Below are 20,756 nucleotides of genomic sequence, written 5' to 3'. Positions count from 1 at the left end.
TATTTCGCTCAACCCAAAGGATTGATTATGTTGCCACTTGAAGATGCCTTGGCGCAAATGCTCAACCAACTTCCCTTCCCAACAAAAACTGAAACACTGGCTTTAACTGAAGCCGCGGATCGTGTCTGTGCGGAAGATGTAATTTCTCCAATTAACGTGCCTTCTTTTGATAACTCCGCGATGGATGGCTACGCAGTTCGTTTAGCCGATTTACAGCAATCTATGACACTTTCTATTGCGGGAAAATCCTTTGCGGGTAATCCATTTCAAGGGGAATGGGTAGCACAAAGTGCAGTCAGAATTATGACGGGTGCAATGATTCCTGAAGGTGCCGATGCGGTGGTTATGCAAGAAGAGGTCACCGTCAATGAAGATGGTTCTGTTACCTTTGCGGCCTTGCCTAAAGCCAATCAGAATATTCGCCGTATTGGTGAAGATGTAAAAAAAGGTGATGTGGTATTACATCAAGGCGATGAGTTAAATACCGTTTCTTTACCTTTACTTGCTTCATTAGGTATTGCTGAAGTCAAAGCTTACCCGCGATTAAAAGTGGCCGTGCTTTCAACCGGTGATGAATTAGTCCCTGTCGGTCAACCATTACAAGCAGGACAAATTTACGATACTAACCGTTTCACCGTGAAATTAATGCTAGAAAAATTAAATTGTGACGTACTTGATTTCGGTATTCTGCCGGATAACCAAGCTGAATTTGAAGCGGCTTTTGTGAAAGCTCAAGCTCAGGCAGATCTGGTTATCACAAGCGGTGGCGTTTCGGTGGGTGAAGCTGACTTCACAAAAACTGTGTTAGAAAAAGTAGGCCAAGTGAATTTCTGGAAAATAGCAATGAAACCTGGCAAACCATTTGCATTTGGTAAATTAGAAAATGCTTGGTTCTGCGGTTTACCTGGCAATCCGGTTTCTGCATTAGTGACATTCTATCAATTGGTTCAACCGGCTATTGCCAAATTAAGCGGTAAAAAACATCTGAAAAAACAACCGCACTTCCAAGCGATTGCCCAAACCAATTTAAAAAAATCACCAGGACGTTTAGATTTCCAACGTGGTTTCTATCAAATTAATGAAAATGGTCAACTTGAAGTGCACCCTGTTGGTTTCCAAGGCTCGCATTTATTCAGTTCTTTTGTGAAAAGTAACTGTTTTATTCGTCTTGAAAAAGATCGCGGCAATGTCGCTGCGGGCGAAATCGTCACCATTGAACCGTTTAATCACCTATTGGGGCAATAATGGCTGAATTAAGCTACGAAGAAGAACTGCGTTATAACCGCCAAATCATCTTAAAAGCGGTTGATTTTGACGGACAAGAAAAGCTGAAAGACAGCCGAATGTTAACTGTCGGTCTGGGTGGTTTAGGCTGTGCGGCAAGCCAATATCTTGCTGCTGCTGGCGTAGGTCATTTAACCTTATTGGATTTCGACACCGTATCGCTTTCTAATTTGCAACGTCAGGTGTTACATACTGATAGCCGATTAAATATGCCTAAAGTGGAATCGGCTAAAATCGCGTTACAACAGATTAATCCTCACGTAGAAATTGAAACCATCAATGCGCAACTTTCCGAAGAAAAACTCGCGGAAATCATACCGCACTTTGATGTGATATTAGATTGTACCGATAACGTGGATATTCGTAATGCACTCGATCGTGGTTGTGCAAAAGCGAAGATCCCGCTAATTTCAGGTGCGGCAATTCGTTTAGAAGGGCAAGTTTCTGTCTTTACTTATGAACCCAATACCCCAACCTATCGCCAACTTAGCCAACTTTTTGGGCAAAATGTTTTAAGTTGTGTAGAGGCGGGCGTACTAGCGCCAATTGTGGGCGTTGTTGGCTCTATTCAAGCCTTAGAAGCCATCAAAGTGAGGTTAAAAATCGGTTCAAATTTATGTGGACGCTTATTGTTAATCGATGGATTAACTATGCGTGTCCGAGAAATGAAATTACCCGTCTAATAGTTGGACAGACCACAAGTCTGTCCTTCTCTCTAATTACTCACAAATAATTATCTCTTCCCTCGTGCATTACCCAAAAACAAATGCTATTATCTTGTTCGACAATTCATTTGTCTTATATCGCAAGTTTTGTGTATAGGAAAATGGCAGACACTTCAAAAATCTCTTCATTTTATACCACACTTGCAAATCATCATTTCATCATTTTAAGGATTAACTCTCTCATGAAAGAGGTTTTGCAACAATTTAAACAAAATTATCTGATTAAATACTGGAATCCTGTCGCGGCAGTTATTGCTGCGGGGCTTATTTCAGCTTATTACTTTGGGGTAACTGGCACTTATTGGGCGGTTACGGGGGAATTTACCCGTTGGGGCGGTCATGCTTTGCAAGCGCTAGGTGTCGATGTGTCCGACTGGAGCTACTATAAAATTATCGGCATGCAAGGCACGATTTTTACTCGTATTGATGGCGTGATGATTTTAGGTATGTTCGCGGGATGTATTTCGGCTGCACTTTGGGCAAACAACGTAAAATGGCGTAATCAACCGCACAAACGTCGTATTGTTCAAGCCCTCATTGGTGGTGCATTAGCCGGTTTCGGTGCACGTTTAGCAATGGGCTGTAACCTCGCTTCTCTCTTCACCGGTATTCCACAATTTTCGGTTCACGCTTGGTTCTTCACTATTGCCACTGCTGTAGGTACTTACGCAGGCGTAAAAGTCACCTTACTTCCGATGTTCCGCGTGAAATTAGAATTGAAAAAAGGCGCGGCAAAATTACAAGAAACGGATCCGAAACAAGCAAATCGTCGTTTTTGGATTGGTATGGTCGTCTTTTTTGCTTACCTGATTGCTTCACTTTATGTGATGACAAACTCCGTCAAACTGGGTTTTGCGATGCTTTGTGGTTTAGCATTTGGCTTATTAATTGAACGAGCTCAAATTTGCTTTACTTCCGCTTTCCGTGATTTATGGGTAACGGGTCGTGCTTATATGGCAAAAGCCATCATCTTCGGTATTATCGTGGGTACGCTTGGCGTATTCAGCTACATTCAATTAGGCGTACCAGCCAAAATCATGTGGGCGGGTCCAAATGCAATTATCGGTGGTTTATTATTTGGTTTCGGTATTGTGTTAGCTGGCGGGTGTGAAACCGGCTGGATGTACCGCTCAATGGAAGGTCAAGTTCACTTTATGTGGGTAGGCGTGGGTAATGTTGTTGGTTCAACCTATTTAGCCTACGCATGGGACGATCTTGCGCCTGTACTTGCGTTAGATTACGAAAAACTTAACTTATTAAAATCCTTTGGCCCAGTTGGCGGTTTATTAGTGAATTACGGCTTACTTATTCTCTGCTTAATCGCTGTTGTTTGGTGGGAACGCCACTTCTTGAAAAAAGCCAAAGCAAAAATTGCGGCAGCAAATCCACAAACTTGTGGTTGCTAATTAAATATTAACGAATTCATTCAAAAAAAGAGGACATTATTATGGCATTTACCGTTGTTCAAAAATTAGATAAAGATCCAAAAGACATCACCCCAGATTACACGTTAGATACGCTAGGTGAACCTTGCCCGTATCCGGCAATCGTGATGCTCGAAACCATGCCACAGTTACAAAAAGGCGAAATTTTAGAGCTATTAAGTGACTGTGCCCAATCTATCAACAACATTCCTGTTGATACTAAAAACCACGGTTACACACTATTAAGTGTAGAACAAGATGGCACCAAATTACGCTATTTGATTCAACGTTAATGTAAAAAAGTGCGGTCAATTTTGACCGCACTTTTTTATTTAATGGAAAGAAATATCGAGAAATAAACGAAAGTTGTAATACCTAATACTTACCCCCAAGGCTTAGCATCAGGTTTGCTGTGTTTTTTTCGCCATTGGGTACATACAGGTCTATCCCACATTGTTCTTTCTTCACAAATTGGCCCACCTTCTAGATACCACCCCTTACTTTCCAAGCAAAGATTCACTTCTTCGTTATCACTTTCACCACTGACAAAATCCATACCACAATCCAGCATGTCTTTTTTTCTTCTAGCAAGATATTTAGTTAAAACATCAGGATCTGAATTCGGAAATAATGCTTTCTCATTATGTAGCTGCCAATGATCATGTGGTGGTGGAGGTTGAAATCCTCCAAAAGAACAACCAAATAAAGTTAGAGATAATAATAGTAGTAATGTAAATCTCATTTTATAGCTCCCTCACCTATTTTGTTTTCAGGAAGTTAGTGTATCACTTCTTAAAGTTCGGTTATTTAATCATATAAACCCTAAAAAAACATACAGAAAACCGCACTTTAATATTTTATGAAAAGAAAAATCGAGAAATAAACGAAAGTTGTAATACCCAATACTTACTTCCAAGGCTTAGCATCAGGTTTGCTATGTTTTTTTCGCCACTGAATACATATAGGTCTATTCCACATTGTTCTTTCTTCGCAGATTGGTCCGCCTTTTAAATACCAGCCTTTTTTCTCTAAACAAAGATTCACCTCTGGATCATCACTTTCACCGGTAACAAAATCCATACCGCAATCCTTCATATCTTTTTCTTTTCTATCAACATATTTAGTTAAAACATCAGGATCTGATTCAGGGAATAAAGCATCTGCATTATGCAACCGCCAATGATCATGTGGTGGCGGAGGCTGAAATCCGCCAAAAGAACAACCAAACAAAGTTAGAGATAATAATAGTAGTAATGTAAATCTCATTTTATAGCTCCCTCACCTATTTTGATTTTAGAAAGTTAGTGTATTACTTCTTAAAGTTCGGTTATTTAATCATATAAGCCCTAAAAAACATATAAAAAACCGCACTTTAATCTCTCAAAGTGCGGTCAGTTTTACTTCAGTTTTTTGCTTATTTGTTTAATGCAGTAAGAATGTCATCAACACGTTCTTTTGCATCACCAAAGAGCATTTGAGTGTTTTCTTTGAAGAATAATGGGTTTTGAACGCCTGCGTAACCTACCGCCATAGAGCGTTTGAATACGATAACGTTTTGTGCTTTCCATACTTCTAACACTGGCATACCGGCGATTGGGCTGTTTGGATCTTCCATTGCCGCTGGGTTTACCGTGTCGTTTGCACCGATAACCAATACCACATCGGTATCTGCAAAATCATCATTGATCTCATCCATTTCAAGTACGATGTCATAAGGCACTTTCGCTTCCGCTAAAAGTACGTTCATATGACCCGGTAAACGACCTGCAACAGGGTGAATACCGAAACGCACGTTAATGCCACGCTCACGCAATTTCGCCGTAATTTCAGCCACTGGATATTGCGCTTGTGCTACCGCCATACCATATCCTGGAGTGATGATCACAGAGCTTGCATTTTTGAGTAATTCAGCCACTTCTTCTGCGGTTGTTTCACGGTGTTCACCTTGTTCTTCATCAGAAGACACTTGAACATCATTACCAAAACCACCCGCAATAACGCTGATAAATGAGCGGTTCATCGCTTTACACATAATGTAAGAAAGAATCGCACCAGAAGAACCCACTAATGCACCGGTAACGATAAGCAAGTCATTGCTTAACATGAAACCCGCTGCAGCTGCTGCCCAACCAGAATAAGAGTTAAGCATTGAAACCACAACCGGCATATCCGCACCACCGATAGATGCCACTAAGTGCCAGCCGAATGCAAGAGCAATCGCGGTCATGAGTAACACTGGGAAGATATTATCTGGGTTGTTTAAGAAAGCGACCATCAAGAAAGCGGAAACCACTAATGCCGCTAAATTTAATTTATGGCGATGTGGCAACATTAATGCTTTTGAATTGATTTTGCCGCTTAATTTACCGAATGCTACGATAGAACCCGTGAATGTTACCGCACCAATGAAGATCCCTAAGAATACTTCAACGTTATGGATATTCATTAGCACAGGATCAGTTTCGTGTGTTAAGCCGTAGCTGTTAAAGCCTACGAGCACTGCTGCTAAACCTACAAAACTATGAAGGATCGCAACGAGTTCAGGCATTTCAGTCATTTCAACTTTTAATGCACGTTGAACACCAATCACGCCACCGATGATCATCGCAATGATGATCCATAATGTGCCTTCTGATTGCGGGCCGAAAATGGTTGCAACAAGGGCAATTGTCATACCGACAATACCATACCAACAACCGGCTTTTGCTGTTTCATGTTTAGAAAGACCGGCTAAGCTCATAATGAAAAGTAATGCAGCGATAATATAGGCTGCTTGTACTAAACCTTCAGACATCGTCTTCTCCTTAACCCTTTCTAAACATCGCCAACATACGTTGGGTTACACGGAAACCACCAAAGATGTTGATGCTTGCCACCAAGATTGCCACAAAGGCTAATACATCAATAAAGAAGTTGCCTGTTGGTTGTCTAATTTGCAGTAATGCACCCACAATGATAATACCTGAAATCGCATTGGTTACCGCCATAAGTGGAGTGTGTAAAGCGTGGCTGACGTTCCAAACCACGTAGTAACCGACTACACAAGCCAATACGAATACGGTGAAGTGAGAAAGGAATGCTGCTGGTGCCACAGATGCAAGCCAGAGAAATAACACACCTACACCTGCCATCACACCGTATTTGATGCGAGGATCTGCCGGTTTTTCTTCCTCTTTTTTAACCGCACTTTGTGCCGCTTTCGCTTCTTGTTTTGGTTGTGCTGATACTTGGATTTGCGCTGGTGGAATTTCTTCACCATCACGTACCACAGTCACACCGCGTAATACCACATCGTCAAAATCGATATTGATCTTGCCGTCTTTTTCTTTACAAAGTAGTTTTAATAAATTAACTAAGTTTGTACCGTAAAGTTGGGAAGATTGTGTTGGTAAACGACTTGGGAAATCAGTGTAACCAATGATTTTTACTTGGTTTTCAGTGGTGACGACTTTACCTGCTTCAGTGTAAGCACAGTTACCACCTGTTGCAGCGGCTAAGTCCACCACCACAGAACCTGGTTTCATGGAATCAACCATTTCTTTTGTGATTAAGCGAGGTGCTGGTTTACCCGGAATCGCTGCAGTGGTAATGATAATATCCACTTCTTTGGCTTGTTCCGCATAAAGCTCCATCGCGCGACGATTAAATTCTTCTGACATCACTTTCGCGTAACCATCGCCGCTGCCGCCTTCTTCTTTGAAATCAATTTCCAAGAAAGATGCGCCCATACTTTGTACTTGTTCTTTTACTTCTGGACGAGAGTCAAAAGCACGAACAATCGCACCAAGACTATTCGCTGCACCAATCGCTGCTAGACCCGCTACACCTGCACCAATCACTAATACTTTTGCCGGTGGCACTTTACCTGCTGCGGTAATTTGTCCGGTGAAGAAACTACCAAATTCGTGAGCCGCTTCAATCACCGCACGATAACCAGAAATATTCGCCATAGAGCTTAATGCGTCAAGCGCTTGTGCACGGGAAATACGTGGCACAGAATCCATCGCTAATACATTAATTTTTTTCGACGTGAGTTTTTTCATTAAATCCGGATTTTGTGCACGCCAAATGAAGCTCACAAGTGTTGCACCTTCCTTCATTTGATCAATTTCTGCATCCGTTGGTGGATTCACTTTAAAAATTATATCCGAATGCCACACTTCTGAACTTGAGCCAATTTTTGCGCCGGCGTCGATAAATGCTTGGTCTTCAAAACTTGCTTTGAATCCCGCATCGTGTTCTACGATGACGTCAAAGCCCAGTTTTAAGATCTGCTGAACCGTTTTTGGCGTCGCCGCCACACGATTTTCGCTATCAAGCAGTTCTCTAGGTACACCAATTAACATAAATGTTTCCCTCTGGTTGATGAAATTTCAGACAAACTCACGCCTGTCCCTGTCTCTTAAATGACAAAAAGTCATGCAACGATAAATGTATCACTTATTGTGGTTATTTGGGGAATTTTTTTAACTGGTTTTACAAGATATTGTGATAGGGATCATAAAAGAATTGAGAGAAATGTGTAGTGTGTTTAACTTTTAGCCTAACGAAATAATGATTCATCAGAAACTAATTAATCAAAAATAGATGAAAAACTGACCGCACTTAGAAAGAAGATAATAAAAAGCCCGATATGACTATCGGGCTTTATGTTTAATTTGTTCCACCAACGGTGATTTCATCAATTTTCAAGGCTGGCTGACCAACACCGACCGGCACGCTTTGGCCATCTTTGCCACAAACACCGATACCAAGATCTAAGTCGGTTTCATCCGCGACCATGGAAACTTTTTGCATCACATCGATACCGCTGCCAATTAATGTAGCACCTTTAACCGGTTTGGTAATTTTGCCTTTTTCAATAAGATAAGCTTCAGATGTCGAGAACACAAATTTACCTGAGGTGATATCCACTTGCCCACCACCAAAGTGCGGTGCATAAATACCGCGCTCTACAGAAGCGATTAAATCATCAAATTTACTTTGACCCGCCAACATATAGGTATTCGTCATTCGCGGCATTGGCAAATGCGCATAAGATTCACGACGACCATTTCCTGTCGGTTTCACGCCCATTAATCGTGCATTGAGTTTATCTTGCATGTAGCCTTGCAAAATCCCGTCTTTGATTAAAACGTTACATTGACTTGGTACGCCTTCATCATCAATGGTTAAAGAACCTCGGCGATTTTGTAATGTACCGTCATCCACAATCGTACATAATGGCGACGTCACCAACTCACCAATTTTACCCGTAAATAAGGAACTTTCTTTACGGTTGAAATCTCCTTCCAAACCATGTCCCACAGCTTCATGAAGCAAGACACCAGGCCAACCAGCACCTAACACCACTGGCATTAATCCTGCCGGTGCAGCAACCGCACTTAGATTCACAAGGGCTTGACGAACTGCTTCCTTTGCAAAATTAACGGCACGAATATCCCCATTTACCACTTCAAAGAACCACTCTAAGCCCAAACGCCCACCTGAGCCACAGCTACCACGCTCACGTTTGCCATCTTCTTCCACGAGAACAGAAATGGATAAACGCACAAGCGGGCGAATATCTGCGGCCAGTGTGCCATCCGTTGCGACCACTAACACTTCTTCATAAATTGAACTTAATGCAGCAGAGACACGAGTAACACGAGGATCTTCAGCTCGTGCTGTACGATCTACGAGGTGCAATAACTCGATCTTTTTCTCTTTACTTAAACTTTCTAACGGATTAATCACTGCATAACGCTGAACCGCATTCACCGCATTAAATGCTTGAGGCGAAATTAAATTGCCTTCTTTAATTTGTGCGATACCTTTTACGGCCTCTGCACATTGTTGTAATGACGCTAAGTTAATTTGATCGGAATACGCAAAGCCTGTTTTCTCTCCAGAAACTGCGCGTACACCAACACCACGATCAATATGGAAGCCACCTTCTTTAATAATACTGTCTTCTAATACCCAGCTTTCATCTTGGCTTAATTGAAAATAAAGATCCGCATAATCAATATGACGATGCGACATCACATCAAAAATATTAAGCAATGATTGATGAGATAAATTACTTGGTGCAAGTAAGGTATCTGAAACCTGTTTTAACATTTGTTCTCCGAAATTAATCAAATTCTGTTTTCATCCCTCTTACTAAAGAGGGCTATTTCTTAAAAATTAGTCTAAATTATCCAACCCCAATTGGTATAACGCATTTTTCTTATAACCATAAAGTTCTGCCACAATTGCCGCAGCCTTTTTTAAAGGGAGTTCTTGGGCTATCAAAGTGAGTGCTTTAATTGCTTGTGGTGCAAATTCGTCGCTATCTTCTGATTTTGGTTTACCTTCCACGATTAACACCATTTCACCTTTCGTGCGATTCGGATCTTCACTTAACCATTGACGAAGATCACTTAATTTATCTCCTGCAATAGTTTCCCATGTTTTCGTAATTTCACGGGCAAGTACAACATAACGATCACCCCCTAATACATCTTGCATATCGGCAAGAGTATCTAAAATGCGGTGAGTTGATTCATAGAAGATTAAAGTGCGGTCTTCTTCCGCAACGATTTCTAACTTATCTTTACGCGCCTTGGTTTTGGCCGGTAAAAAGCCTTCAAAACAAAAACGGTCTGAGGCGATTCCCGATGCGCATAATGCAGTAATCGCTGCACAAGCACCTGGTAATGGCACCACTTTAATGCCAGCCTCACGACATTGACGTACTAAATGAAAACCGGGATCGCTAATTAAAGGGGTTCCCGCATCTGAAATTAATGCAATATTGGTGCCTTGTTTTAGCTTTTCTACCAATACATGAGCTTTTTCTTGTTCATTGTGATCATGCAAGGCGAAAAAAGGTTTTTTGATACCATAATGACTGAGCAATAAACCACTGTGGCGCGTGTCTTCCGCGGCAATTAAATCCACTTGTGAAAAGGTCTCTAAAGCACGTTGTGTAATATCTTGTAAATTCCCGATTGGCGTGGCGACAATATATAAAATTCCGGTTAAATCATTCATTTTTGTTTGCTTTTACATTGTGAGATAAGTAAGATCGCCCATTATTGATTTATTCATTATGGAGCGAATATGTCTATTCTATTACAAGGCTGTCGTTTTAAAAAACGTTTAATGCCGATTTTATTGTCTGTTGCGTTAGCAGGTTGTTCTAACTTATTTGGCAGCAGCTTTACCCAAACATTACAACGTGATGCCAATGCAAGTTCTGAATTTTATATGAACAAATTAGGGCAAACACAGGATAAAGAAGATCAACAAACATACAAACTCTTAGCTGCTCGTGTATTAATTTCTGAAAATAAAGTACCTCAAGCGGAAGAGTTATTAACGGAGTTAGTTGACTTAAACGAAGCACAACAATTAGATCGTACGTTAATTGAAGCGCGCATTGCCGCAGCAAAAGGTAATAATGATGTGGCTGAAGGTAAATTACGTGCACTCGATCTGACTAAATTAAGTCCATCACAAAAATCTCGTTATTACGAAACCTTTGCTCAAACAGCTGAAAATCGTAAAGACGTGATTGAAGCGGTGAAAGCGCGTATCAAAATGGATGAAAACTTAACAGACATGCAACGTCGTAAAGATAATGTTGATAAAACGTGGTCGTTACTTCGTTCTGCGAATACTGCTGTTATCAATAATGCCTCTGATGAAGGTAGCGTGGCATTAGGCGGTTGGCTCACCTTGATTAAAGCTTATAACGACAACATCCGTCAGCCAGTACAATTAAGCCAAGCGTTACAAAGTTGGAAATCCGCTTATCCAAACCACGTTGCGGCAACCTTTTTCCCTAAAGAGCTAGAAAGCTTGTTGAATTTCCAACAAACGAATTTAGCTCAAATTGGTTTAGTCTTACCTTTAAGCGGCGATGGCCAAATTTTAGGTACAACTATCCAATCAGGTTTTAACGATGCAAAAGGTGATTCAACAATTCCAGTACAAGTGTTTGACTCATCAACTACCCCGATTAATGACATTATTGCACAGGCAAAAGCATCGGGTATTAAAGCATTAGTGGGTCCATTACTTAAACAAAACGTCGATGCCATCATTGCGAATCCTAGCGCAGTACAAGGCATGGATGTGCTCACATTAAATGCGACAGCAAATACTCAAGCAATTAACCAAGTCTGTTATTACGGTTTATCTCCAGAAGATGAAGCAGAGTCTGCGGCGAACAAAATGTGGAAAGATGGTATTCGCAATCCAATCGTTGCAATGCCGCAAAATGATTTAGGGCAACGTGTTGGTAATGCTTTCAATGTACGTTGGCAACGTTTAGCGGGTACAGATGCGAATATTCGCTACTATAACTTACCGGCTGATATTACCTACTTCTTCCAAGGTGCGCCGCAAGATACAAGTGCACTTTATGTCATCTCTTCACCAGATGAATTGGCTGAAATTAAAGGTTATTTAGATACCAGCAATCCGAATGTCCGTATCTATGCAAGCTCTCGTTCTAACGCGGCAAGTAATACACCAGAATACTATGCGAAAATGAATGGCGTTCAATTTAGTGATATTCCATTCTTTAAACAAAGCGATTCTTCACAATATCAAAAAGTGGCTGGCTCAACCGGTGGTGAATTCCAATTAATGCGTTTATATGCAATGGGTTCTGATGCATGGTTGCTCATCAATCACTTTAATGAATTACGCCAAGTACCGGGTTATACCTTAAGCGGTTTAACCGGTCAGCTTAGCGCGGATTCAAACTGTGATGTGGATCGCGATATGACATGGTATCAAGTACAAGATGGTAACGTGGTAGCGGTTGCGAACTAATCCATGTTTTCATTAAAACGTCAACAAGGGGCGGGCTTTGAACATCAAGCCCGCCTTTTCTTAGAGGCTAAAGGGCTTACATTCATCGCGGCGAATCAACATTTCAAATGCGGTGAATTAGATCTCATTATGCAAGACGAGCAAACCATTGTATTTGTTGAAGTTCGTCAACGATCCAGCTCAGCATTTGGATCCGCTGTTGAAAGTGTGGATTGGCAAAAGCAACAAAAATGGCTAAATGCCGCAAATTTATGGCTTGCCAAACGTAACCTAAGCCTTGAAGATGCAGATTGTCGTTTTGATCTTATCGCCTTTGGAAAGACCGCCAGTGATATCCAATGGATACCTAATTTTCTCGATTAACCTTTTCCGATTATGTTACAAAAAGTTAAAGATATTTATAGCGAAAGTATTCAGATTCAAATCTCTGCTTCGAGTCTATTATCAGAAAATATTGCCACTGCCACACAAATGGTGATGCAATGTTTGTTAAGTGGTCATAAAGTGATTGCCTGTGGCGTCGCTCGCTCTTACGCGAATGCGCAATTCTTAGTGTCAAATTTGCTTAATCGTTATGATTTTGAGCGCCCTAGCCTGCCATCCGTACATCTTAGCCTTGAAAGTGCGGTCGGTTCTTCACTGGTTTTTGATCAACCTATCGATCAGCTTTATCAACATCAATTTAACGCTATCGCTAAACCTGGCGATTTATTGATTGCCTTTGCGCCGCTTGGTACAGAAAAAGCGGTGCTAAATACAATTGCTAATGCCGTCAACAAAGAAATTCAGGTCATTGCCTTAACCGGTGCAAACAATGATGCGATTCAAGGTGTGTTAGCTGAAGCAGATTTAGAAATCTCTATTCCGGCGACGAAAGAAGCGCGCATTTTGGAAAATCATTTATTCGTTATTAATGCACTGTGTGAGCTTGTTGATAGCACGCTTTTCCCAAAAGCTTGACATTAAAGGCTTTTCCAACCAAACTATTTCTAAGATTAATTGACTAATTAGTTAACTCACTCATTTTATAAAAAGGAGATTAATGATGAAATTAACCCCATTAAAAAAACTCGCCTTCGTACTTGGTGCATCTATTATGTTACAAGGCTGTGTGGCTGCTGTACTTGGTGGCGCGGCTGCCGGTGCTAAAGTTGCAACGGATCCTCGCACAATGGGTACGCAAGTCGATGATGAAACCCTAGAAGTAAAAGTTGAAAATGCATTAGATAAAGATGCACAAATTAAATCAGAAGGTCGTGTACATGCCGTTTCTTATAGTGGCCGTGTATTATTAATTGGTCAAGTGCCAAGTGAAGGCGTGAAAGAAACCGCAACCAGTCTTGCAAAAGGCGTGGAGGGTGTGAATGACGTCTATAATGAATTACGTGTGGGTAATAAAATTAACTTTGGTCAAATTACCAAAGACAGTTGGATTACCACACAAATTAAATCGAAACTCTTCGTTGGCGATAATGTAAAAGCAACAGATGTGAAAGTGATCACCGAAAATGGTGAAGTATTCTTACTCGGAAACGTCACTCAATCACAAGGTGACTCAGCGGCAGAAATTGCAAGTAAAGTTACCGGTGTTCAAAAAGTCGTCAAAGTATTTAAATACTTGAATTAATTAAATTTTTAAACTTTAAAGTGCGGTCAAAAATCATCTCGTTTTTGACCGCACTTTTTTCTTTACAAAGATTTACAAAAAAGATCCTGCCTAAAAAAACATCACTTGAAAGATAAGTCATTTATTTTAAATGACTTATCTTTTGTCAATAATGTAAGTAAAAAATTTACTGCTTGAATTCAATTTTAAAACACTCTATCTTGTGCACCGTCATTTTCCACAACACTATATCTTGTGTTTTATTAAATTCATTTCTCTAGTAGGTTTATCTCCCATGAACAAAGGATTAATGGTTACAAAGCGCGATGGTACGCTTGAACAAATCAATTTAGACAAAATTCACCGTGTGATTACTTGGGCGGCTGAAGGCTTGGAAAACGTCTCTGTTTCTCAAGTTGAATTGCGTTCTCATATTCAATTTTATGAAGGTATTCGTACGTCTGATATTCACGAAACGATTATTAAAGCAGCTGCAGACCTAATCAGCAAAGATACCCCTGATTATCAATATCTTGCTGCACGCCTTGCCGTTTTCCATTTACGTAAAAAAGCGTATGGCCATTTTGATCCACCTCGTTTATACGATCATGTAAAAAAATTAGTGCGCATGGGCAAATACGATCCTGCACTTTTAGCCGACTATACTCGTGAAGAATGGGATGAAATGGATGGGTTTATTGATCACTGGCGTGATATGACCTTTTCTTATGCCGCAGTAAAACAATTAGAAGGAAAATACTTAGTTCAAAACCGTGTAACCGGTGAGATTTATGAATCTGCACAATTCCTTTATTTATTAGTTGCAGCGAGCTTATTCTCAAAATATCCACAAGAAACCCGTTTAGATTACATTCGTCGTTTCTACGATGCAACCTCAACCTTTAAGATTTCTTTACCAACGCCTATTATGGCGGGAGTTCGTACGCCTACTCGTCAATTCAGTTCTTGTGTATTGATTGAATGTGGTGACAGCTTAGACTCTATCAACGCTACCTCTGCAGCAATCGTAAAATACGTTTCACAACGTGCAGGTATCGGGGTAAATGCAGGTGCAATTCGTGCATTAGGTAGCCCAATTCGTGGTGGTGAAGCCTTCCATACCGGCTGTATTCCATTCTATAAACACTTCCAAAGTGCCGTCAAATCTTGTTCACAAGGTGGCGTACGTGGTGGTGCGGCGACAGTTTACTACCCGATTTGGCACTTAGAAGTTGAAAGCTTATTAGTATTGAAAAATAACCGTGGTGTGGAAGATAACCGTGTTCGTCACATGGACTACGGTGTACAGTTAAACAAATTAATGTATCAACGCTTAATTAAAGGCGCAGACATTACTTTATTCAGTCCTTCAGATGTACCTGGACTTTATGAAGCCTTCTTTGCTGATCAAGATAAATTTGAAGAACTTTACGTGAAATACGAACAGGATCCAAACATCCGCAAACGTTCTGTAAAAGCCGTTGAGTTATTCTCTTTATTAATGCAAGAACGTGCATCAACCGGCCGTATTTATATCCAAAACGTGGATCACTGTAATACTCATTCGCCGTTTGATCCGCTTGTTGCACCAGTGCGTCAATCTAACTTATGTTTAGAAATTGCATTGCCAACTAAACCATTACAACATTTCCATGATGAAAATGGTGAAATTGCCCTTTGTACACTTTCTGCATTCAACTTGGGTAAATTAGATGATTTAGACGAGTTAGATAACCTGGCAGATCTTGCAGTACGTGCATTAGATGCACTACTTGATTACCAAGACTACCCTGTTCCTGCGGCAAAACGTTCTTCATTAGGTCGTCGTTCACTTGGTATCGGTGTGATTAACTATGCGTATTACTTAGCGAAAAATGGCGTGCGTTATTCAGATGGCTCAGCGAACGATTTAACTCACCGTACGTTTGAAGCGATTCAATACTATCTATTGAAAGCCTCCATGAACTTAGCGAAAGAATTAGGTGCATGCGAATACTTCAATGAAACCAATTACGCGAAAGGTATTTTACCAATCGATACGTACAAGAAAGATATCGATAGCTTAACGCAAGAACCATTGCATTATGATTGGGAAACTTTACGTCAAGAAATCAAAGAATTCGGTTTACGTAACTCAACCTTAACCGCATTAATGCCGTCAGAAACCTCTTCACAGATTTCTAACGCAACAAATGGTATCGAACCACCACGTGGTCATGTAAGCATTAAAGCGTCAAAAGATGGTATCTTAAGACAAGTTGTACCAGATTATGAGAACTTAAGCGACAACTACGAATTACTTTGGGATATTCCAAGCAATGATGGCTACTTACACTTAGTGGGCATCATGCAAAAATTCGTAGACCAAGCAATCTCTGCAAATACCAACTACGATCCAAAACGTTTTGAAGACGGTAAGGTGCCGATGAAAGTATTGTTAAAAGATCTTTTAACCGCTTACAAATACGGCTTAAAAACCCTCTACTATCAAAACACCCGTGACGGTGCCGAAGACAGCCAAGAAGATTTAGATGACGGCTGTGCAGGCGGGGCTTGTAAGATTTAATCATTTAGGTGGGCTTGTTTACAAGTCCGCCTTTTGATATTTTTAGGCAATCAATCATTAAGTGGGTAAAAGCCCGCTATAAGTAAGGATATAACATGGCATACACTACTTTCTCACAAAACAAAAATGACCAATTAAAAGAACCGATGTTCTTTGGTCAAAACGTTAACGTTGCGCGTTACGATCAACAAAAATATGAGACGTTTGAAAAGCTCATTGAAAAACAACTTTCTTTCTTCTGGCGTCCAGAAGAAGTGGATGTGTCGCAAGACCGTATCGACTATGCTGCGTTACCTGAACATGAAAAACATATTTTCATCAGTAACTTAAAATATCAAACCTTATTAGATTCGATTCAAGGCCGTAGCCCGAACGTCGCATTATTACCGTTAGTGTCTATTCCTGAATTAGAAACTTGGATCGAGACTTGGACCTTCTCTGAAACCATCCACTCTCGTTCTTACACACACATTATTCGTAACATTGTGAACGATCCATCTATCGTGTTTGATGATATCGTGACCAACGAAGAAATCATCAAACGTGCGCGTGACATTTCTTCTTATTACGATGATTTAATCCGTGATAGCCAACTTTACAGCCTGTACGGTGAAGGTACTTACACGGTAGATGGTAAAGAATGTGTGGTGACATTACGTAATCTTAAAAAACAACTTTACCTTTGCTTGATGAGTGTTAACGCACTTGAAGCAATTCGTTTCTACGTATCTTTCGCTTGTTCGTTTGCTTTTGCAGAGCGTCAATTAATGGAAGGTAATGCGAAAATCATTAAATTTATCGCACGTGATGAAGCCTTACACTTAACCGGTACACAACACATTTTAAACATCATGGCTGCAGGTCAAGACGATCCTGAAATGGCAGAAATTGCGGAAGAATGTAAACAAGAAGCCTATGATTTATTCTTAGCGGCAGCGGAACAAGAAAAAGAATGGGCGGATTACTTGTTCAAAGATGGGTCAATGATTGGTTTAAACAAAGATATTTTGGTGCAATACGTAGAATATATCACCAATATCCGTATGCAAGCCGTTGGTCTTCCATTACCATTTGGTGCACGTTCTAACCCAATTCCATGGATTAATGCATGGCTTGTTTCTGACAACGTACAAGTGGCACCACAAGAAGTGGAAGTGAGTTCTTACCTTGTTGGTCAAATTGACTCTAAAGTCGATACCAATGATTTCGGTGATTTTGATCTTTAATTAATCATCCTACGCAAAGAGCGGTCAGTATTTTCTGAGTTTAAAACCTTTGGAAAATTGACCGCTCTTTTGTTTGCATGAATATCAAGACATGGTGATAAACGTTTTGGTTAAAAAAATAGCATAATTTAGCTTTCCTACCTTTATCGCTAACACTTTCCTCATAAAACAGATGACTTCATTAAAAAAGGCTTAACAAAAAACCATGCTATGGGTAGAATAGAAGAAACCTGTTTATTTTCAATAAATCACATTCTAATTACAAACTAGCGAGGTAAAGGATATGTCAGAACAAGAAGTGAAAGAATTAGATCTCAATGGCGAAATGCTCGTTCGCCGTGAAAAATTAGCCGCATTACGTAAAAAAGGTAATGCGTTCCCGAATCAATTCCGTCGTGACGCCCTTGCTCAAGATTTACATGATAAGTACGAAGCCGAAGATGGCGAAGTATTAAAAGAAAAAGCCATTGAAGTCGCCGTTGCAGGTCGTATTATGACCCGTCGTGCAATGGGTAAAGCAACCTTTATTACCTTGCAAGATATGAGTGGCAAAATCCAATTGTATGTTGCTCGTGATAACCTTCCTGAAGGCGTTTATGCTGAAGATGTCGGTAACTGGGATTTAGGCGATATCATTGGGGTGAAAGGTACACTTTTCAAAACCAAAACCAATGAATTAACCATCAAAACCACTGAAGTCCAACTTTTAACCAAAGCACTTCGTCCGTTACCAAACAAATTCCATGGTTTAACCGACATGGAAGCGCGTTACCGCCAACGTTACTTAGATTTAATTTCTAATGAAGAATCTCGTCGTACTTTTGTGATTCGTTCAAAAGTGGTGGCGGGTATTCGTGAATTCTTTATTTCTAAAGGCTTCATGGAAGTTGAAACTCCAATGCTACAAGTGATTCCAGGCGGTGCATCTGCTCGTCCATTTATCACGCACCACAATGCATTAGACGTTGATATGTATCTTCGTATTGCACCAGAACTTTACTTAAAACGTTTAGTAGTTGGTGGCTTTGAACGTGTATTTGAATTAAACCGTAACTTCCGTAATGAAGGGGTTTCTGTTCGTCATAACCCTGAATTTACCATGCTTGAATACTACCAAGCTTATGCTGATTATCACGATTTAATGGATAATACCGAAGAATTATTGCGTAAATTAGCAATTGATATTCTTGGTACCACCATTGTGAAATACGGTGATTTAGAATTTGACTTCGGCAAACCATTTGAACGTATTACATTACATGATGCAACTATTAAATACGGTGCAGATAAAGGTATCGTAAAAGAAGATCTTTATGATTTCGATCGTGCAAAAGCAACTGCTGAACGCTTAGGTATCGAAGTACAAAAATCTTGGGGCTTAGGCTCTATCGTGAATGCGATCTTTGAAGAAGTGGCTGAACATCACTTAATTCAACCAACCTTCTTAATGGCACACCCTGCAGAGATTTCTCCGCTTGCACGTCGTAACGATGAAAATCCAGAAGTAACAGACCGTTTTGAATTGTTCATCGGTGGTCGTGAAATTGGTAACGGCTTCTCAGAATTAAACGACGCTGAAGACCAAAACGAACGTTTTGATGCGCAAGTTGCTGCAAAAGAAGCAGGTGATGATGAAGCGATGTTTAAAGACGATGACTTCGTTGTTGCACTTGAACACGGTTTACCACCAACAGCAGGTGAAGGTTTAGGTATCGATCGCTTAGCAATGCTTTATGCTAACGCACCATCTATCCGTGATGTGATCCTATTCCCTGCGATGCGTCAAAAATAATTAAGTTGAAATAACATAAAAGGAAGTCTACGGACTTCCTTTTTTATTGTGTAAAAGTGCGGTCATTTTTAACCGCACTTTTATGAAAAAAGGGATAACCGCCCCTACGATTATCTCTTTCTCATTCCAATTGAAATTATTTACCCCAAACTTCTTCCACTATATCACGGATAAATTCGAGTTTCTTCCATTGTTGCTCTTCAGTAAGGATATTCCCCTCTTCTGTTGAAGCAAAACCACATTGTGGGCTTAAGCAAAGTTGATTAATATCCACATATTGCGCTGCTTCTTTAATACGAGCAATAATTTCATCACGGTTTTCTAACTCGCCCGATTTAGAGGTAATTAATCCTAATACCACTTGTTGATTTTTAATAAAGCGTAAAGGTTTAAAATCACCCGCACGATCACTGTCATACTCCAAGAAGAAGCCATCCACATTACAGTGACCAAATAAGGTTTCTGCGATAGGCTCATAACCACCAGCGGAGAACCAAGTTGAACGGAAGTTACCACGGCAAATATGCATTGTAATCGCTAAATCAGCCGGTTTCGCTGCCACGATTTTGTTTAACATATACACATAATCTTTAGCAATTTGATCTAAATCTAAACCACGTTCAGTATAGGTTTTACGTTTATCTTCCGCACAGAATTCGCCCCAACTTGTATCATCCAACTGTAAGTTACGGCAGCCTAATTTATAGAAGATATTCATTGCATCAATATAAGCATCAACAATATCATCTAATAACAACTGATTGTTATCTTTATAACGTTCAATCGGCTGATAATCTGTGACACGTACGGTACAAATTAAATGGAGCATAGACGGAGAAGGAATTGTTAATTTAACTTCAGTCTCCCCTGCAATTTTTTGTAATGAGCGATAATGTTCAACAAACGGATGGCTCTCTGAAAAACCAATTTTATCCACAATTTTTAATGTTTTTGGACGTACATTATCATGTTTAAATTGTACTGAAAATTTTTCGGCATCCACTTCTTTCACGCCATCTAATGCGGCTAAGAAATCTAAATGCCAAAAAGTACGACGAAATTCACCATCAGTCACCGCATGTAATCCAACATTTTTTTGATGCTCAACCAATTTTGCAATTTCTGCATCTTCAACTTGCGTTAGATCAGCACAAGAAATATCGCCACAACTACATTGATGACGAGCCTGTTTTAAGGTTTCTGGGCGTAAAAAACTGCCAACAATATCAAAACGATATGGTGCAGAAGTACGAATAGTGGCATTGGGAAAAAGTTTACTCATTTTGCTTTCCTATATTTAATTAATTCTAAGATAGACTGAGTGT

Annotated in this window: 18 protein-coding genes; 11 read left to right on the top strand and 7 right to left on the bottom strand. The window is 40.2% G+C overall.

Annotation, left to right across the window (positions count from 1 at the left end):
* The first annotated feature begins 27 nt into the window (after positions 1-27).
* The 4 genes from moeA to yedF all read left to right on the top strand — a co-directional run bounded on the left by moeA (position 28) and on the right by yedF (position 3,726).
* Positions 28-1,245, top strand: coding sequence for a molybdopterin molybdotransferase MoeA (gene moeA / locus HMPREF3279_RS00930; RefSeq protein ID WP_070867774.1), 1,218 nt, complete (start codon positions 28-30; stop codon positions 1,243-1,245).
* Positions 1,245-1,967, top strand: coding sequence for a molybdopterin-synthase adenylyltransferase MoeB (gene moeB / locus HMPREF3279_RS00925; protein WP_070867773.1), 723 nt, complete (start codon positions 1,245-1,247; stop codon positions 1,965-1,967). Before moeA ends, moeB begins: the two co-directional genes overlap by 1 nt.
* A gap of 224 nt (positions 1,968-2,191) precedes the next feature.
* The gene (gene yedE, locus HMPREF3279_RS00920; protein WP_070867772.1) at positions 2,192-3,415 is read left to right on the top strand and encodes a selenium metabolism membrane protein YedE/FdhT; all 1,224 of its coding nucleotides are present in this window, start codon (positions 2,192-2,194) and stop codon (positions 3,413-3,415) included.
* 41 nt (positions 3,416-3,456) lie between these two features.
* Entirely contained in the window at positions 3,457-3,726 is a 270-nt protein-coding gene (gene yedF / locus HMPREF3279_RS00915; protein ID WP_005696304.1) for a sulfurtransferase-like selenium metabolism protein YedF, read from the top strand.
* A gap of 89 nt (positions 3,727-3,815) precedes the next feature.
* Here the strand turns inward: yedF and HMPREF3279_RS10205 are convergent, their stop codons facing one another.
* The 6 genes from HMPREF3279_RS10205 to rsmI form a co-directional block, all read right to left on the bottom strand.
* Positions 3,816-4,175 (bottom strand): hypothetical protein, encoded by a 360-nt coding sequence (locus tag HMPREF3279_RS10205; RefSeq protein WP_070867771.1) that lies wholly within the window; start codon positions 4,173-4,175, stop codon positions 3,816-3,818.
* A gap of 164 nt (positions 4,176-4,339) precedes the next feature.
* Positions 4,340-4,699 (bottom strand): hypothetical protein, encoded by a 360-nt coding sequence (locus tag HMPREF3279_RS00905; protein ID WP_070867770.1) that lies wholly within the window; start codon positions 4,697-4,699, stop codon positions 4,340-4,342.
* A gap of 148 nt (positions 4,700-4,847) precedes the next feature.
* Positions 4,848-6,227: a Re/Si-specific NAD(P)(+) transhydrogenase subunit beta gene (gene pntB / locus HMPREF3279_RS00900; protein ID WP_014065528.1), complete on the bottom strand. Its 1,380-nt coding sequence runs from the start codon at positions 6,225-6,227 to the stop codon at positions 4,848-4,850.
* Between the two features lie 10 nt (positions 6,228-6,237).
* Positions 6,238-7,779 carry a Re/Si-specific NAD(P)(+) transhydrogenase subunit alpha gene (gene pntA / locus HMPREF3279_RS00895; RefSeq protein ID WP_070867769.1) on the bottom strand — a complete coding sequence of 514 codons (1,542 nt, stop codon included), beginning with the start codon at positions 7,777-7,779 and terminating at the stop codon, positions 6,238-6,240.
* A 307-nt stretch (positions 7,780-8,086) separates the two neighbouring features.
* Positions 8,087-9,535 (bottom strand): metalloprotease TldD, encoded by a 1,449-nt coding sequence (gene tldD / locus HMPREF3279_RS00890; protein ID WP_070867768.1) that lies wholly within the window; start codon positions 9,533-9,535, stop codon positions 8,087-8,089.
* A 66-nt stretch (positions 9,536-9,601) separates the two neighbouring features.
* Positions 9,602-10,450, bottom strand: a complete 849-nt coding sequence (gene rsmI, locus HMPREF3279_RS00885; protein ID WP_070867767.1) for a 16S rRNA (cytidine(1402)-2'-O)-methyltransferase — start codon at positions 10,448-10,450, stop codon at positions 9,602-9,604.
* 69 nt (positions 10,451-10,519) lie between these two features.
* Here rsmI and HMPREF3279_RS00880 point away from each other — a divergent pair, with 69 nt between their 5' ends.
* The 7 genes from HMPREF3279_RS00880 (at position 10,520) to lysS (ending at position 19,431) form a co-directional block, all read left to right on the top strand.
* Positions 10,520-12,241, top strand: coding sequence for a penicillin-binding protein activator (locus HMPREF3279_RS00880; RefSeq protein WP_070867766.1), 1,722 nt, complete (start codon positions 10,520-10,522; stop codon positions 12,239-12,241).
* 3 nt (positions 12,242-12,244) lie between these two features.
* Complete coding sequence (locus tag HMPREF3279_RS00875; RefSeq protein WP_070867765.1) at positions 12,245-12,604, top strand: YraN family protein; 360 nt, start codon at positions 12,245-12,247, stop codon at positions 12,602-12,604.
* 12 nt (positions 12,605-12,616) lie between these two features.
* Positions 12,617-13,201 carry a D-sedoheptulose-7-phosphate isomerase gene (locus HMPREF3279_RS00870; RefSeq protein WP_070867764.1) on the top strand — a complete coding sequence of 195 codons (585 nt, stop codon included), beginning with the start codon at positions 12,617-12,619 and terminating at the stop codon, positions 13,199-13,201.
* Positions 13,202-13,286: 85 nt separating this feature from the next.
* Entirely contained in the window at positions 13,287-13,868 is a 582-nt protein-coding gene (dolP, locus tag HMPREF3279_RS00865) for a division/outer membrane stress-associated lipid-binding lipoprotein (protein WP_070583150.1), read from the top strand.
* A 274-nt stretch (positions 13,869-14,142) separates the two neighbouring features.
* Positions 14,143-16,413, top strand: a complete 2,271-nt coding sequence (nrdA, locus tag HMPREF3279_RS00860) for a class 1a ribonucleoside-diphosphate reductase subunit alpha (protein WP_049368852.1) — start codon at positions 14,143-14,145, stop codon at positions 16,411-16,413.
* A 95-nt stretch (positions 16,414-16,508) separates the two neighbouring features.
* A complete protein-coding gene (nrdB, locus tag HMPREF3279_RS00855) occupies positions 16,509-17,639 on the top strand; it encodes a class Ia ribonucleoside-diphosphate reductase subunit beta (RefSeq protein WP_005637108.1) in 1,131 nt (376 codons plus the stop codon).
* A gap of 283 nt (positions 17,640-17,922) precedes the next feature.
* A complete protein-coding gene (lysS, locus tag HMPREF3279_RS00850; RefSeq protein WP_049370475.1) occupies positions 17,923-19,431 on the top strand; it encodes a lysine--tRNA ligase in 1,509 nt (502 codons plus the stop codon).
* 136 nt (positions 19,432-19,567) lie between these two features.
* Here the strand turns inward: lysS and HMPREF3279_RS00845 are convergent, their stop codons facing one another.
* Positions 19,568-20,713, bottom strand: a complete 1,146-nt coding sequence (locus HMPREF3279_RS00845) for a 5-methyltetrahydropteroyltriglutamate--homocysteine S-methyltransferase (protein WP_070867763.1) — start codon at positions 20,711-20,713, stop codon at positions 19,568-19,570.
* Between the last annotated feature and the right edge of the window lie 43 nt (positions 20,714-20,756).

Origin of the sequence: Haemophilus sp. HMSC71H05, assembly GCF_001838635.1 — a bacterium.
In the GTDB taxonomy this organism is placed as follows: domain Bacteria; phylum Pseudomonadota; class Gammaproteobacteria; order Enterobacterales; family Pasteurellaceae; genus Haemophilus_D; species Haemophilus_D parainfluenzae_R.
This window is presented reverse-complemented; position numbering and strand designations above follow the sequence as displayed.

Coding starts and splice junctions, on each gene's coding strand:
- yedE (WP_070867772.1), top strand. CDS start 2,192: ATGAAAGAGGTTTTGCAACAATTTAAACAAAATTATCTGATTAAATAC.
- yedF (WP_005696304.1), top strand. CDS start 3,457: ATGGCATTTACCGTTGTTCAAAAATTAGATAAAGATCCAAAAGACATC.
- HMPREF3279_RS00875 (WP_070867765.1), top strand. CDS start 12,245: ATGTTTTCATTAAAACGTCAACAAGGGGCGGGCTTTGAACATCAAGCC.
- HMPREF3279_RS10205 (WP_070867771.1), bottom strand. CDS start 4,175: ATGAGATTTACATTACTACTATTATTATCTCTAACTTTATTTGGTTGT.
- HMPREF3279_RS00880 (WP_070867766.1), top strand. CDS start 10,520: ATGTCTATTCTATTACAAGGCTGTCGTTTTAAAAAACGTTTAATGCCG.
- tldD (WP_070867768.1), bottom strand. CDS start 9,535: ATGTTAAAACAGGTTTCAGATACCTTACTTGCACCAAGTAATTTATCT.
- rsmI (WP_070867767.1), bottom strand. CDS start 10,450: ATGAATGATTTAACCGGAATTTTATATATTGTCGCCACGCCAATCGGG.
- HMPREF3279_RS00870 (WP_070867764.1), top strand. CDS start 12,617: ATGTTACAAAAAGTTAAAGATATTTATAGCGAAAGTATTCAGATTCAA.
- HMPREF3279_RS00845 (WP_070867763.1), bottom strand. CDS start 20,713: ATGAGTAAACTTTTTCCCAATGCCACTATTCGTACTTCTGCACCATAT.
- nrdA (WP_049368852.1), top strand. CDS start 14,143: ATGAACAAAGGATTAATGGTTACAAAGCGCGATGGTACGCTTGAACAA.
- pntA (WP_070867769.1), bottom strand. CDS start 7,779: ATGTTAATTGGTGTACCTAGAGAACTGCTTGATAGCGAAAATCGTGTG.
- HMPREF3279_RS00905 (WP_070867770.1), bottom strand. CDS start 4,699: ATGAGATTTACATTACTACTATTATTATCTCTAACTTTGTTTGGTTGT.
- nrdB (WP_005637108.1), top strand. CDS start 16,509: ATGGCATACACTACTTTCTCACAAAACAAAAATGACCAATTAAAAGAA.
- dolP (WP_070583150.1), top strand. CDS start 13,287: ATGAAATTAACCCCATTAAAAAAACTCGCCTTCGTACTTGGTGCATCT.
- lysS (WP_049370475.1), top strand. CDS start 17,923: ATGTCAGAACAAGAAGTGAAAGAATTAGATCTCAATGGCGAAATGCTC.
- moeB (WP_070867773.1), top strand. CDS start 1,245: ATGGCTGAATTAAGCTACGAAGAAGAACTGCGTTATAACCGCCAAATC.
- moeA (WP_070867774.1), top strand. CDS start 28: ATGTTGCCACTTGAAGATGCCTTGGCGCAAATGCTCAACCAACTTCCC.
- pntB (WP_014065528.1), bottom strand. CDS start 6,227: ATGTCTGAAGGTTTAGTACAAGCAGCCTATATTATCGCTGCATTACTT.